The organism is Burkholderia sp. EMB26 (genome assembly GCF_024730645.1).
GTDB classification, from domain to species: Bacteria; Pseudomonadota; Gammaproteobacteria; order Burkholderiales; family Burkholderiaceae; genus Burkholderia; species Burkholderia cenocepacia.
The window spans coordinates 963609-978253 of the sequence record NZ_CP078070.1 but is presented as its reverse complement, the minus strand read 5'-3'; the positions used below and the strand labels follow the sequence as shown (position 1 = coordinate 978253).

The 14645-nt window shown below is 68.4% G+C and carries 16 protein-coding genes; all 16 read left to right on the top strand.

Going from position 1 to position 14645, the window contains the following annotated elements; all coding sequences use genetic code 11:
* Positions 1–21: 21 nt before the first annotated feature.
* Positions 22–1413 (top strand): oxygen-independent coproporphyrinogen III oxidase, encoded by a 1392-nt coding sequence (gene hemN, locus KU887_RS04575; RefSeq protein WP_258254812.1) that lies wholly within the window; start codon positions 22–24, stop codon positions 1411–1413.
* Positions 1414–1509: 96 nt separating this feature from the next.
* The gene (locus KU887_RS04570; protein WP_006488573.1) at positions 1510–1767 is read left to right on the top strand and encodes a hypothetical protein; all 258 of its coding nucleotides are present in this window, start codon (positions 1510–1512) and stop codon (positions 1765–1767) included.
* A 104-nt stretch (positions 1768–1871) separates the two neighbouring features.
* Positions 1872–2528, top strand: coding sequence for a protein-L-isoaspartate O-methyltransferase (locus KU887_RS04565; protein WP_006488564.1), 657 nt, complete (start codon positions 1872–1874; stop codon positions 2526–2528).
* 14 nt (positions 2529–2542) lie between these two features.
* Positions 2543–2866, top strand: coding sequence for a rhodanese-like domain-containing protein (locus tag KU887_RS04560; RefSeq protein WP_006488544.1), 324 nt, complete (start codon positions 2543–2545; stop codon positions 2864–2866).
* A 353-nt stretch (positions 2867–3219) separates the two neighbouring features.
* Positions 3220–4527, top strand: a complete 1308-nt coding sequence (urtA, locus tag KU887_RS04555; protein ID WP_006496630.1) for an urea ABC transporter substrate-binding protein — start codon at positions 3220–3222, stop codon at positions 4525–4527.
* Positions 4528–4667: 140 nt separating this feature from the next.
* Positions 4668–6287 carry an urea ABC transporter permease subunit UrtB gene (gene urtB / locus KU887_RS04550; RefSeq protein WP_058901943.1) on the top strand — a complete coding sequence of 540 codons (1620 nt, stop codon included), beginning with the start codon at positions 4668–4670 and terminating at the stop codon, positions 6285–6287.
* A 1-nt stretch (position 6288) separates the two neighbouring features.
* The gene (urtC, locus tag KU887_RS04545) at positions 6289–7476 is read left to right on the top strand and encodes an urea ABC transporter permease subunit UrtC (RefSeq protein ID WP_048986242.1); all 1188 of its coding nucleotides are present in this window, start codon (positions 6289–6291) and stop codon (positions 7474–7476) included.
* Positions 7473–8327, top strand: coding sequence for an urea ABC transporter ATP-binding protein UrtD (urtD, locus tag KU887_RS04540; protein ID WP_062884724.1), 855 nt, complete (start codon positions 7473–7475; stop codon positions 8325–8327). The genes urtC and urtD overlap by 4 nt, the downstream gene beginning before the upstream one ends.
* A gap of 4 nt (positions 8328–8331) precedes the next feature.
* Positions 8332–9024: an urea ABC transporter ATP-binding subunit UrtE gene (gene urtE, locus KU887_RS04535; protein ID WP_006488540.1), complete on the top strand. Its 693-nt coding sequence runs from the start codon at positions 8332–8334 to the stop codon at positions 9022–9024.
* A gap of 177 nt (positions 9025–9201) precedes the next feature.
* On the top strand, positions 9202–10077 hold the full coding sequence (locus tag KU887_RS04530) for an urease accessory protein UreD (protein WP_258254803.1): 876 nt from the start codon (positions 9202–9204) through the stop codon (positions 10075–10077).
* A gap of 232 nt (positions 10078–10309) precedes the next feature.
* Positions 10310–10612, top strand: coding sequence for an urease subunit gamma (locus KU887_RS04525; protein ID WP_006491064.1), 303 nt, complete (start codon positions 10310–10312; stop codon positions 10610–10612).
* An 8-nt stretch (positions 10613–10620) separates the two neighbouring features.
* Positions 10621–10926: an urease subunit beta gene (locus KU887_RS04520; RefSeq protein ID WP_006491066.1), complete on the top strand. Its 306-nt coding sequence runs from the start codon at positions 10621–10623 to the stop codon at positions 10924–10926.
* Between the two features lie 29 nt (positions 10927–10955).
* Entirely contained in the window at positions 10956–12662 is a 1707-nt protein-coding gene (gene ureC / locus KU887_RS04515) for an urease subunit alpha (RefSeq protein WP_006491061.1), read from the top strand.
* Between the two features lie 18 nt (positions 12663–12680).
* A complete protein-coding gene (gene ureE, locus KU887_RS04510) occupies positions 12681–13295 on the top strand; it encodes an urease accessory protein UreE (RefSeq protein WP_258254799.1) in 615 nt (204 codons plus the stop codon).
* A complete protein-coding gene (locus KU887_RS04505; protein ID WP_111441548.1) occupies positions 13282–13962 on the top strand; it encodes an urease accessory protein UreF in 681 nt (226 codons plus the stop codon). The genes ureE and KU887_RS04505 overlap by 14 nt, the downstream gene beginning before the upstream one ends.
* Positions 13963–13978: 16 nt before the next feature.
* Entirely contained in the window at positions 13979–14626 is a 648-nt protein-coding gene (ureG, locus tag KU887_RS04500) for an urease accessory protein UreG (RefSeq protein WP_058901948.1), read from the top strand.
* Positions 14627–14645 lie beyond the last annotated feature (19 nt).

Here is a 14645-nt window from a genome sequence, read left to right as displayed (position 1 = left end):
CTAAAAAAGCGCGAGACCGTCATGCATTCTGGTTCTGCCGACACGATGTTCCGTCCCGATTTGCTTGCGAAATACGGCGCGAACGGGCCGCGCTATACGTCGTACCCCACCGCGCTGCAGTTCCGCGACGATTTCGACCCGGCCGACTACGGTCGCGCGGCGCGCGACCCCGGCGCATCGTCGAGCGACCTGTCGCTGTACTTCCACATCCCGTTCTGCAACACCGCGTGCTTCTACTGCGGCTGCAACAAGATCGCGACCAACAACCGCCGCCGCGCGCGCCCGTATCTCGACCAGCTCAAGCGCGAAATGGCGCTGCAGGCCGCGCTGTTCGATCCGTCCCGCCCCGTCACGCAACTGCACTGGGGCGGCGGCACGCCGACCTTCCTGTCCGACGACGAAACGGCCGAGCTGATGGCGGCCACGCGCGAGCATTTCTCGCTCGCGCCGGATACCGACGCCGAGTTCTCGATCGAGATCGACCCGCGCACGGTCACGCCGGCCACGCTCGTGCACCTGCGCACGATTGGCTTCAACCGGTTGAGCCTCGGCGTGCAGGATTTCGACCCGGTCGTGCAGCAGGCGATCAACCGCATCCAGCCGCTCGCGATGACCGCCGACCTGCTCGGCGCCGCGCGCGCGACGGGCTTTCATTCGGTCAGCGTCGACCTGATCTACGGGCTGCCGCACCAGACGGTCGCGGTGTTCGCGCGCACGCTCGAGACGATCATCGAACTCGCGCCCGATCGGCTGTCGGTGTTCGGCTACGCGCACATGCCGCACCTGTTCAAGATGCAGCGGCAGATCGACGACACGACGCTGCCGCCGCCCGAAACGCGCATCGCGCTGCTCGGCCTCGCGATCGACATGCTGACGTCGGCCGGCTACGTGTACATCGGGATGGACCACTTCGCGCGGCCGTCCGACGAGCTGGTGCGCGCGCAGCTCAACGGCACGCTGCAGCGCAATTTCCAGGGCTACAGCACGCGTGCGGATACCGACCTGATCGGCTTCGGCGTGTCGTCGATCGGCAAGGTCGGCGACGTCTACGCGCAGAACGCGAAGGACCTGCCCGCGTACGGCGCCGCGCTCGACGCGGGCCGGCTGCCGATCGCGCGCGGCGTGCGGCTCACGCCGGACGACCGGCTGCGCCGCGACGTGATCACGCAACTGATGTGCAACCTGGAACTGCCGTTCTCGCATGTGGAGGCCGCGCACGGCATCCGCTTCGCCGATCATTTCGCACGCGAGCTCGACGCGCTGCGCCCGTTCGAGCGCGACGGGCTGCTGACGATCGCGCGCGACCGCCTGACGATCCACCCGGCCGGCCGGATGGTCGTACGCAACATCGCGATGGCGTTCGATGCGTACCTCGGCCAGACGCCGCGGCAGCGCTACTCGCGCACGGTTTAGGGCCGGTTCGCGCCGGCCACGGGCGGGCCGCCGGCCGCAAGCAGGCGGCCGGTTTGATACAGTGTGAGGCTTACACCCGCTTCGCCAGCCCCCAAGATGCGCACCACCAAAGCGACCCACGCGGTCGAACGCCTGAAGACCCGCTCCGGCAACCCGCAATTCGCGGCCGTCGCGATGGCGGGCGGCCTGTTCTATCTCGTCGACCGCTCGGGCGGCACCGCCGAGAAGCGCTGCGAGCCGCTGCCGCTCGACGAATTCGTCAAGTTCGTCGACGAATTCGGCCCCAAAAAACCGCGCAAGGCGAGCAAGCTCGACCTCGCGTTCGAGGCGCAGATCAAGAAGAGCAAGGGGTAAAGGTCTGTTGCAGGCCGCCTGAAGGCTTCGCGGCCGTGCCCTTTGGTACAATCACGAAGTTTCTCTATCCCCGCTGATGGCCGACCTGGCTGCGTGACCACACCATGAATATCGAAAACGCGCGTTTCAACATGATCGAACAGCAGATCCGTCCGTGGGACGTGCTGGATCTGGATGTCCTGGGCCTGCTGTCGATCGTCAAGCGTGAAAACTACGTTCCGGCCCAATACCGCGATCTCGCATTCGCCGATCTCGAGCTGCCGCTGCCCGGCGGCGCCAGCAAGATGCTGTTCCCGCGCGTCGAAGCGCGCGTGCTGCAGGAGCTGGGCGTCAAGAAGCACGAGAACGTGCTGGTGATCGGCGCGGGGTCGGGTTACCTCGCCGCGCTGTTCGCGCATCGCGCGCAGCACGTGACGGCCGTCGAGATCGATCCGGCGATCGCGAAATTCGCGGAAGACAACCTGCGCAACGACGGCGTGACCAACGCCGAGGTCGTGCTCGGCGACGGTTCGCGCGGCTGGGCCGCGAAGGCGCCGTACGACGTGATCTGCGTCGCGGGCGGCCTGCCGGTCGTGCCGCAGGAAATGCTCGAACAGCTCAAGGTCGGCGGCCGCCTGTCGGCGTTCGTCGGCGGCCGTCCGGTGATGAAGGCGCAGATCATCACGCGCATCGACGACAAGCAGTACCGCGTGGCCGACGTGTTCGAAACGTACATCGACCATCTCGTCAACGCGATCGAGCCGTCGCGCTTCAAGTTCTGAGCGGCGGGGCCTCCATGCAGATCCTGACGCCCGCGATGCTCGCGGAATGGCTCGGCGACACGGCGCGCCCCGCGCCGGTCGTGCTCGACGTGCGCGAGCCGTGGGAAATCGCGACCGCGCAGATCGCCGGCAGCGTGTCGATTCCGATGCAGCAGATTCCCGCGCGCAGCGAAGAGCTCGACGACGAAGCGGAAATCGTCTGCGTGTGCCATCACGGGATGCGCAGCGCGCAAGTCGCGATGTTCCTCGAATCGCGCGGCTTCACCAAGCTGTACAACCTGCAAGGCGGGATCGACGCGTGGTCGCGCGACGTCGATCCGTCCGTGCCGCGCTACTGACCGATCCTTCCGGCCGCGCATCACGCGCGGCCGCGCCGCCCGGCCCCCGCCGCCGGCCGCACCGATCCGCCGAACGGGCGCGCATTGCGCGCCCGTTTCTCTTTTCCGCGCGCCGTTCCGTCGTTTCCCGCGTCGCGGCGCCGCGGCACCGCCGTGCACCATTTGCGCCCGCGCGTCTGCACCGCAACGGACCGCGCATGCTGCACGACGCGTCATCCGCACCGCCCCGATGCCCGCCGATGCCCCGCGCAGGCACGCCGGACGTGCATCCGCGCGACTGGCACATGCCTTGCGTTACACGATGGCCGGCGCCGCCACGGCGCACGCACATCCAACACGACAAGGGGATCCCGATGAAACGTCGCAGTCTGTTGAAGTTCGGTTCGATGGCCGGCGCGCTCGCGCTGGCGGGCAAGAGCCCGTTCGCGCACGCGGCCGATGCGGGCACCGGCCCGATCAAGGTCGGCATCCTGCATTCGCTGTCGGGCACGATGGCGATCTCGGAGACGTCGCTGAAGGACACCGCGCTGATGACGATCGCCGACATCAACAAGAGCGGCGGCGTGATGGGCCGCAAGCTCGAACCGGTGGTGGTCGACCCGGCGTCGAACTGGCCGCTGTTCGCCGAGAAGGCGCGCCAGCTGCTCACGCAGGACAAGGTCGCGTGCGTGTTCGGCTGCTGGACGTCGGTGTCGCGCAAGTCGGTGCTGCCGGTATTCGAGGAGCTGAACGGGCTGCTCTACTACCCGGTGCAGTATGAAGGCGAGGAAATGTCGCGCAACGTGTTCTACACGGGCGCCGCGCCGAACCAGCAGGCGATTCCCGCCGTCGAGTACCTGATGAGCGCGGAAGGCGGCGGCGCGAAGCGCTTCTTCCTGCTCGGCACCGACTACGTGTATCCGCGCACGACCAACAAGATCCTGCGCGCGTTCCTGAAATCGAAGGGCGTGAAGGACGCCGACATTCAGGAGGTCTACACGCCGTTCGGCCACAGCGATTACCAGACCATCGTCGCGAACATCAAGACCTTCGCGCAGGGCGGCAAGACGACCGTGGTCTCGACGATCAACGGCGACTCGAACGTGCCGTTCTACAAGGAGCTGGGCAACCAGGGGATCAAGGCGACCGACGTGCCGGTGGTCGCGTTCTCGGTCGGCGAGGAAGAGTTGCGCGGGATCGATACGAAGCCGCTGGTCGGCCACCTCGCCGCGTGGAACTACTTCATGTCGGTGAAGAACCCGACCAACACGAAATTCAAGGACCAGTTCGCCGCGTGGGTGAAGGCAAACAACCTGCCGGGCGGCGCGAAGCGCGTGACCAACGATCCGATGGAAGCAACCTACGTCGGCATCCATATGTGGAAGCAGGCCGTCGAGAAGGCGAAGAGCACCGACGTCGACAAGGTGCGCGTCGCGATGATCGGCCAGACGGTCGCCGCGCCGTCGGGTTTCACGCTCGCGATGGACGGCAACCATCACCTGCACAAGCCGGTGATGATTGGCGAGATCCGTGGCGACGGGCAGTTCAACGTCGTGTGGAAGACGAAGACGGCCGTGCGCGCGCAACCGTGGAGCCCGTTCATCGCGGGCAACCAGGGCAAGCCGGACGTCGTCAGCTCGATTCCGGCGTTCCTGCGCCGGCAGCGCGCCGCGCTGGCCTGACGTCGAGCGGCGCGTCGCGCTTCGTGTGCGACGTGCCGCCCGCCCGCTGCCGATGCGCCGGCCACGCTTGCCGTGACGGACCGTCGGCAACGGCGCAGCGCCGCCCCACTCCGCTTCCCCACGCCCGACAGGATTTCCCGATGCCAACACGCTTTCGCCGAGCCGCCCGCGCGATCGCGGCATGCGCCGCCCTCGCGGGCCTGCTGCCGCACGCCGCGTTCGCGCTGACGGCGGCCGATACCGCCGCGCTCGCCGGCGACGACTTCGACGCGAAGACGGCCGCGATCGAACGGCTCGCCGCCGACACCGATCCGCGCGCCGTTGCGGTGCTCAACGCACTGTCGAGCGGCGATGCGCTCGCGACCGGCGACGGCCGCCTGCTGATCCAGGCCGGCGACACCGCGCACGACGCGCTCACGCAGGCCGCGACGCCGGCCGGCGACGCGCAGCCGGTGATGCTGAACAACCTGCTGCGCACGAAGATCGCCGGTGCGCTATCGGGCCTCGCGCTCGCGTCGCCGGACGTGGCCGCGCGCCGCGACGCGATCGACGCGCTGCTGAAGTCGCCCGACCCGGCGCTCAAGCCGATGATCGACCGCGCCCGCGCCAAGGAAACCGATCCGGCGCTGAAACGCCGCCTCGATGCGCTGTGGGCGATCGCCGCACTGCACGATCCCGATCCGGCGAAGCGCCTCGAAGCCGTGCAGGTGGTGGCCGCGCGCAGCGACCTCGACATGATCGAACAACTGCGCCCGCTCGTCGCGAAAAACGCGGACGGCAGCTACGCGGAGCCCGACGCGCGCGTGCGCGACGCCGCGCAACACGGGCTCGATACGTTGCACGCGCTGCAGCGCCGCGGCGAAATCGTCGGCACGGTGTTCGCCGGCCTGTCGCTCGGCAGCGTGCTGCTGCTCGCCGCGCTCGGCCTCGCGATCACGTACGGGCTGATCGGCGTGATCAACATGGCGCACGGCGAATTCCTGATGATCGGTGCGTACGCAACCTATGTCGTGCAGACGCTGGTCCAGCGCTACGCGCCCGGCGCATTCGACTGGTATCCGCTCGTCGCCGTGCCGGTGTCGTTCGCGGTGGCCGCGCTCGTCGGCATCGTGCTCGAACGGCTCGTGCTGCGGCACCTGTACGGCCGCCCGCTCGAAACGCTGCTCGCGACCTTCGGCGTGAGCCTGATCCTGATCCAGGCGACGCGCATGCTGTTCGGCGCGCAGAACGTGCAGGTCGTGAACCCGTCGTGGATGAGTGGCGGCGTGACGGTGATGCAGAACCTGATCCTGCCGTACAACCGGCTCGCGATCCTCGCGTTCGCGCTCGCGGTGGTGGTCGTCGCGTGGGCCGTGCTGACGAAGACGCGGCTCGGCCTGTTCGTGCGCGCGGTCACGCAGAACCGCCGGATGGCCGCCTGCGTCGGCGTGAAGACCGCGCGGGTCGACGCGTATGCGTTCGCGTTCGGGGCGGGCATCGCCGGCCTCGGCGGCTGCGCGCTGTCGCAGATCGGCAACGTGGGCCCCGATCTCGGCCAGAACTACATCATCGACTCGTTCATGGCCGTCGTGCTCGGCGGTGTCGGGCAGATCGCCGGCACCGTGCTCGGCGGCTTCGGACTCGGCCTCGCGAGCAAGGCGATCGAACCGTTCTGGGGTGCCGTGCTCGCGAAGATCGCGGTGCTCGTGATGATCGTGCTGTTCATCCAGAAACGCCCGCAGGGCATGTTCGCCCCGAAGGGCCGCAGCGCGGAGGCTTGACGTGACTTCATTCACCGATTCGATATCGAACCCGGTCGCCGACACGTCGAAGCCCGCTGCCGCCGGACGCGCGGCGGACGGCTTCGCGCTCGGCCTGCCGCCCCGCCCCGCGCTGCTGTCGCGCCGCGCATGGCTCGCGCTCGTCGCGCTGTGCGTGGCGATCGGCATCGGCGTGCCGCTCGCCGCACTCGTCGCGCCCGAAGCCAGCGCGTTCCACCTGTCCGCGTACGCGATGACGCTCGCGGGCAAGCTGATGTGCTACGCGATCGCCGCGCTCGCGCTCGACCTCGTGTGGGGCTACTGCGGCATCCTGAGCCTCGGCCACGGCCTGTTCTTCGCGCTCGGCGGCTATGCGATCGGCATGTACCTGATGCGCGAGATCGGCCGCGACGGCAAGTACGGCAGCGACCTGCCCGACTTCATGGTGTTCCTCGACTGGCACCAGTTGCCGTGGTACTGGAGCGGCACGCAGCATCTCGCGTGGGCGCTCGCGCTGGTCGTGCTGGTGCCGGCCGTGCTCGCGTGGGTGTTCGGCTTCTTCACGTTCCGCTCGCGCGTGAAGGGCGTGTACCTGTCGATCATCACGCAGGCGCTGACGTTCGCTGCGATGCTGCTGTTCTATCGCAACGAGACGGGCTTCGGCGGCAACAACGGCTTCACCGACTTCAAGCGCATCGCCGGCTTCGCGATCACGTCGCCGGGCACGCGCACGGTGCTGTTGCTGCTGACGTTCGCGACCCTCGTGCTCGCGTTCATCGCCGCGCGCGCGATCGTCACGAGCAAGCTCGGGCGCGTGGTGACCGCGGTACGCGACGGCGAGACGCGGCTGATGTTCCTCGGCTACAGCCCGCTCGCGTACAAGCTGTTCGTGTGGACCGTGTCGGCCGTGCTGTGCGGCATCGCCGGCGCGCTGTACGTGCCGCAGGTCGGCATCATCAATCCCGGCGAGATGTCGCCCGGCAACTCGATCGAAATGGCGATCTGGGTCGCGGTGGGCGGACGCGGCACGCTGATCGGGCCGATCGTCGGCGCGTTCGCGGTAAACGGCGCGAAGAGTGTCTTCACCGCGTACTTCGCCGAATACTGGCTGTTCTTCCTCGGTCTGATCTTCGTGCTCGTGCCGCTCTTGCTGCCGCGCGGGATCATGGGCCTCGTCGAAACCGTGCTCGCGAAGGGGAAACGCGCATGAATGGAACGGCGCTCTACCAGTTCACGCCGCCCCCCGAGGACGAGCTGACCGTCAGCGGCAGCGCGTCGATGGGGCGCGTCGTGCCGGACGGCATCGATACGTCGCACGGCACGATTCTCTATCTCGAGGACATCGAGGTGAGCTTCGACGGGTTTCGCGCGCTGAAGAAGCTGTCGCTGTCGATCGACGCGGGCGAGCTGCGCTGCGTGATCGGCCCGAACGGCGCGGGCAAGACGACGATGATGGACGTCATCACCGGCAAGACGCGGCCCGATGCGGGCAAGGTGTTTCTGGGCCAGACGATCGACCTCGCGCGGATGAACGAACCCGAGATCGCGCGGGCGGGCATCGGCCGCAAGTTCCAGAAGCCGACCGTGTTCGAACAGCATCCGGTATGGGAAAACCTCGAACTCGCGATGCAGACCGACAAGGGCTGGCTCGCGTCGCTGCGCGCGCGGCTCGACCGCACCGCGCAGGCGAAGATCGAGGAGACGCTCGCACTGATCGGCCTCGAAAGCCATGCGTATCGCGCGGCCGGCGAACTGTCGCACGGCCAGAAGCAGCGGCTCGAAATCGGCATGCTGCTGATGCAGCGCCCCGCGCTGCTGCTGCTCGACGAGCCGGCGGCCGGGATGACCGACCACGAGACGATGGAACTCGCCGAGCTGCTGAACACGCTGCGCGGCACCTGCTCGATGATGGTCGTCGAGCACGACATGGAATTCGTCGCGGCGCTCGCGGGCGACACGGGACGCGTGACGGTGATGGCCGAAGGCGCGGTGCTCGCGCACGGCACGCTCGACCAGGTCAAGCGCGACGACGCGGTGATCGAGTCTTACCTCGGACGATGATGCGATGCTGAAAATCGAAGCGCTGAACCAGTACTACGGCGGCAGCCATATCCTGCGCAACGTGAACCTCGTCGCCGACGACGGCAAGCTCACCGTGCTGCTCGGCCGCAACGGCGTCGGCAAGAGCACGCTGCTGCGCTGCCTGATGGGCGTCGTCGCCGCGAAAAGCGGCAGCGTGTCGTGGCGCGGCACCGCGCTCGGCGCACTGCCGCCGTATGCGCGCGTCGCGGCGGGGCTCGCGTACGTGCCGCAGGGCCGCGACATCTTTCCGCGGCTCACCGTCGAGGAAAACCTGCTCGTCGGCGCGGCGAGCCGCAAGGCGCCGTCGAAAGTGCCCGATCGCATCTACGACCTGTTCCCGGTACTCAAGGACATGCGCGCACGGCGCGGCGGCGACCTGTCGGGCGGCCAGCAGCAGCAGCTCGCGATCGGCCGCGCGCTGATGAGCGAGCCGCAGTTGCTGATCCTCGACGAGCCGACCGAAGGCATCCAGCCGTCGATCATCCAGGACATCGGCCGCACGCTGCGCCAGCTCGTCGACGAATCGCGGATGACCGTGCTGCTCGTCGAACAGTATTACGATTTCGCGCAATCGATCGCCGACCGGTACTGGGTGATGAGTCGTGGCGAGATCGTCGCGGGCGGGGAAGCACAGGACATGGAGACGAACGGGGTGCGGGAGCTGATCGCGGTGTGATGGGCGGCACCGCGGTAGGCACGGCGGTAGGCACCGCGGTAGGCACGGCGAGGGACACGTACGGTCGGCTCGCGGGACGCGCGCACGCGGCGCTTCCTACGAACGCGGCATCTGCATTATTGTTCCGGTAGCATCCACGTTCTTCGCACCCGCTTCCTCGTTTCCCGTTCGCCGCCGATGTCCGCCCCCGATTCGCACGCCTCGCTGTCCCGCCCCGCCGTCGCCAAGTCGTGGCGCGGCCGCCTCGAACTCGGCTTCGAGCGGCATGGTGCGCGCACGACGCTCGCGCACCGGCTGCACGACGGCCCGCTGCGCGTGCAGCGGCCGCTGTACCCGGAAGGCGGCGCGATCTGCCACGCGGTGATCGTGCATCCGCCGGGCGGCGTCGCGGGCGGCGACCGGCTCGACATCGACATCGCGCTCGGCGACGGCACGCACGCGGTGCTGACGACGCCCGGCGCGACCAAGTGGTACAAGTCGAACGGCCTCGACGCGACACAGCGTATCGGCATCGCGCTCGGCGCGCATGCGAAGCTCGACTGGCTGCCGCAGAACAACCTGTTCTTCGACGCGGCGCACGCGGCGCTCGACTTCACGGTGACGCTCGACGCAGGCGCGAGCGCGATCGGCTGGGACGCGACGCAGCTCGGCCGGCAGGCGGCCGGCGAAACCTGGTCGGCGGGACGCATCGCGTCGACCTCGGCGCTCGTCGATGCCGACGGCCGGCCGCTGTGGACCGAGCGCACGCTGCTCGACGCGCGCGACCCGCTGCGCGGCGCGCTGCAGGGCCTCGCCGGCTTTCCCGTCTACGGCACGCTGTGGGCCGCCGGCGCCGCGTGCGACGCGGCGCTCGCCGAAGCGCTTGCCGCGCGCATGCCGTTCGACGACACGCTGCGCGCGGGCGCCACCTGCGTGACGCCCGGCGTCGTGCTCGTGCGTGCGCTCGCGACGTCGATGGAAGCGCTGCAGCGCCACTTCACCGACTGCTGGCTGCAGTTGCGGCCGATCGTGCACGGCGTCGACGCGCGGCCGCTGCGTCTCTGGCAAACCTGAACGCGCGCATCACGCACCGTTTCGGCGCAGCGCGCGACACGCGCCGCACCCTCTCCATGCATCACGCACCACGAACGCGCATCGCACCGCGTGCGATGCACATGGCACGCACCTTGCTCCTTACATAAGCGATACACGACGCACGCAAAACAGCGCGGTGCTACGATGAACCGCGCGCCCGCCCGTTGCGTGCGCACCGATAAAAATTACGTTTTCCTGAACGTCTGCCTTCATGAAACTGACTCCCCGCGAAAAGGACAAGCTGCTGATCTTCACGGCGGCGCTGCTCGCCGAACGCCGCCGTGCGCGCGGCCTGAAGCTCAACTATCCGGAGGCGGTCGCCTTCATCACCGCGGCGCTGATGGAAGCCGCGCGCGACGGCAGGACGGTGGCCGAGGTGATGCACTACGGCACGACGCTGCTCACGCGCGACGACGTGATGGACGGCGTGCCGGAAATGATTCCCGACATCCAGGTCGAAGCGACCTTCCCCGACGGCACGAAGCTCGTGACCGTCCATCACCCGATTCCGTGAGGCCCCGCATGATCCCCGGCGAAATCCTCACCGACGACGGCGAACACGAACTGAATGCGGGCCGTGCGACGCGCTCGCTCGTCGTCGCGAACACCGGCGATCGCCCGGTGCAGGTCGGCTCGCACTACCACTTCTTCGAAGTCAACGACGCGCTGTCGTTCGACCGCGCGGCCGCGCGCGGCTTCCGGCTCAACATCGCGGCCGGCACGGCCGTGCGCTTCGAGCCCGGCCAGACGCGCACCGTCGAGCTCGTCGCGCTCGCGGGCGAGCGCGCCGTCTACGGTTTTCAGGGCAAGGTGATGGGGCCGCTGTAAGCCGCGCCCCGCTCTTCAGGAACAGCAACATGACACTACGCTTGAGCCGCCGCGCGTACGCGGAAATGTTCGGGCCGACGACGGGCGACCGCGTCCGGCTCGCCGATACCGAACTGCTGATCGAGATCGAACGCGACTTCACCACGTACGGCGAGGAAGTGAAATTCGGCGGCGGAAAAGTGATCCGCGACGGGATGGGCCAGTCGCAGCGCGTGGCCGCCGACGTGCCCGACACCGTCATCACGAACGCGGTGATCCTCGATCACTGGGGCATCGTGAAGGCCGACATCGCGATCAAGCACGGCCGCATCGCCGCGATCGGCAAGGCCGGCAACCCCGACATCCAGCCGGGCGTGACGATCGCGATCGGCGCCGCGACCGAAGTCATCGCCGGCGAAGGGCTGATCGTGACCGCGGGCGGCATCGACACGCACATCCACTTCATCAGCCCGCAGCAGATCGACGAGGCGCTCGCGTCGGGCGTCACGACGATGCTCGGCGGCGGCACGGGGCCGGCCACCGGCACCAACGCGACGACCTGCACGCCGGGCCCGTGGCACATGGAGCGGATGCTGCAGGCCGCCGACGGCTGGCCGATCAATCTCGGCTTTCTGGGCAAGGGCAACGCGAGCCTGCCGCAGCCGCTCGTCGAGCAGATCGCGGCCGGCGCGATCGGTTTGAAACTGCACGAGGACTGGGGCACGACGCCCGCCGCGATCGACAACTGCCTGTCGGTGGCCGACGACACCGACACGCAGGTCGCGATCCACACCGACACGCTGAACGAGGCCGGGTTCGTCGAATCGACGGTCGCCGCGTTCAAGGGCCGCACGATCCACACGTACCACACCGAAGGTGCGGGCGGCGGCCATGCGCCCGACATCCTGAAGGTGTGCGGCGAGATGAACGTGCTGCCGTCGTCGACCAATCCGACGCGCCCGTACACGATCAACACGCTCGACGAGCATCTCGACATGCTGATGGTGTGCCATCACCTCGATCCGTCGATCGCCGAGGATCTCGCATTCGCCGAATCGCGCATTCGTCGCGAGACGATCGCGGCCGAGGACATCCTGCACGATCTCGGCGCGCTGTCGATGCTGTCGTCCGATTCGCAGGCGATGGGCCGCGTCGGCGAAGTGATCATCCGCACCTGGCAGACCGCGCACAAGATGAAGGTGCAGCGCGGCGCGCTGCCGGAGGACACCGCGCGCAACGACAACTTCCGCGCGAAGCGCTACGTCGCGAAGTACACGATCAACCCGGCGCTCACGCACGGCATCGCGCATGAAGTCGGCTCGATCGAGCCCGGCAAGTGGGCCGACCTCGTGCTGTGGGAGCCTGCGTTCTTCGGGATCAAGCCGTCGATGATCCTCAAGGGCGGCATGATCGCGCTCGCGCAGATGGGCGACCCGAACGCGTCGATCCCGACGCCGCAGCCGGTTCACTATCGCGAGATGTTCGCGACGCGCGGCGGGGCGCTCGCGCGCACGTCGCTGACCTTCGTGTCGCAGATGGCGGCCGATGCGGGCATCGCGGAACGCTATGGCCTCGCGAAGCGGATCGTGCCGGTGCGCAACTGCCGCAACGTGACGAAGGCCGACATGATTCACAACGCCTGGCGTCCGTCGATCAGCGTCGACCCGGAAACCTACGACGTGATCGCCGACGGCCAGTTGCTCACCTGCGAGCCGGCGACCGTGCTGCCGATGGCGCAGCGCTATTTCCTGTTCTGATTCGAGATCCTCGGTTTCATGCGCACCCTCGACAAACGTATTGCCCCGAACGTGAAACTCGCCGCGTCGCTCGTCGCGCGCGCGCCGACGCTCACGCTCGCCTATGACGCCCGCTGCAAGAGCCGCCTCGCGGCGACGCTCGATACCGGCGAGGACGTCGCGGTCCTGCTGCCGCGCGGCACCGTGCTGCGCGACGGCGACGTGCTCGTCGCCGACGACGGCGCGCTCGTGCGCATCGCCGCGGCGTCCGAAACCGTGCTGCTCGTGCGCGCGACCGACCCGCTCACGCTGATGCGCGCCGCGTACCATCTCGGCAACCGTCACACGCCGGTCGAGATCGGCGACGGCTACCTGAAGCTCGAAGCCGATCCGGTGCTCGCGGACATGCTGCGCCGGCTCGGCACGCGGGTCGAAGAGGCACGCGCGCCGTTCCAGCCGGAAGCCGGTGCGTACGGCGGCGGCCACAAGCACGGGCACGACGCGACGTTCGCCGAGGATTACGCGCTCGCGCAGCAGGTGTTCGGCGAACATCACGGGCATGCGCATTCGCACGATCACGATCACGATCACGATCACGATCATCAGCATGGTCCCGGCTGCACGCACGGCCACCACGGTCATGACCACCACTGAACTCGTCGCACTGCTGCACCTCGCGTCGCCGGCTTTGCCGATCGGCGCATACAGTTATTCGCAGGGCCTCGAAGCCTCGCTCGACGCGAACCTGATCCGCGATGCCGATTCCGCGCGCGACTGGATTGCCAGCGGCCTGACCGACGTGCTCGCGCACGGCGAACTGCCGTTCCTCGCACACCAGCTCGCGCGCTGGCAGACCCACGACACGCACGCGCTCGCCGCCGAAAACGCGTGGTTCGTCGCGAGCCGGGAATCGGCCGAACTGCGCCGCGAAACCGAACAGATGGGCTGGTCGCTCGCGCAGCTGTGCGCGTCGCTCGAATGGGGCGACGCCGCACGCCGCGCGACGCTCGCGTCGCTGTCGCCGATCGCGCTGCCGACCGCATTCGCGTACGCGGCCGCCGCACACGATGCCAGCGCCGACGCGACGCTCGCCGCGTATGCGTTCGGCTGGGTCGAGAACCAGACGTCCGCCGCGCTGAAGGCCGTACCGCTCGGCCAGCTCGCCGGGCAACGCATCATCGTCGCGCTGCGCGGCGCGATCGACGCGGCCGTGCGCCGCGCGCTCGCGACACCGCCCGACGCCGTCAACACGTTCGCGCCGCAGCTCGGCATCCTGTCCGCGCGGCACGAAACCCAATATTCGCGGTTGTTCCGCTCCTGAACCTCTTCGCCCGACCATGAACGCACCCGCTCCCTCCCCCGCCCGCCGCACGAAGAAACTGCCGCCGCTGCGCGTCGGCATCGGCGGCCCCGTCGGCTCCGGCAAGACCACGCTGCTCGAAATGCTGTGCAAGGCGATGCGCGACCGCTACGACCTCGTCGCGATCACCAACGACATCTATACGAAGGAAGACCAGCGACTGCTGACGGTCGCGGGCGCACTGCCCGAGGAACGCATCATGGGCGTCGAGACGGGCGGCTGCCCGCACACGGCGATCCGGGAAGATGCATCGATCAACCTCGAAGCCGTCGACCGGATGCTCGCGCGCTTTCCCGATGCCGACATCGTGTTCATCGAGTCCGGCGGCGACAATCTCGCGGCGACCTTCAGCCCCGAGCTGTCGGACCTGACGATCTACGTGATCGACGTCGCCGGCGGCGAGAAGATTCCACGCAAGGGCGGCCCCGGCATCACGAAGTCCGACCTGCTCGTGATCAACAAGACCGACCTCGCGCCGCTGGTCGGCGCGAACCTCGACGTGATGGCCTCCGACACGCGGAAGATGCGCGGCGAGCGGCCTTACGTGATGACGAACCTGAAGGCGCTCGACGGCGTCGCGGACGTGATCGCGTTCATCGAGAAGAAGGGTTTGCTGACGGTGTGAGCGGCGCGGCGGCGCCCTG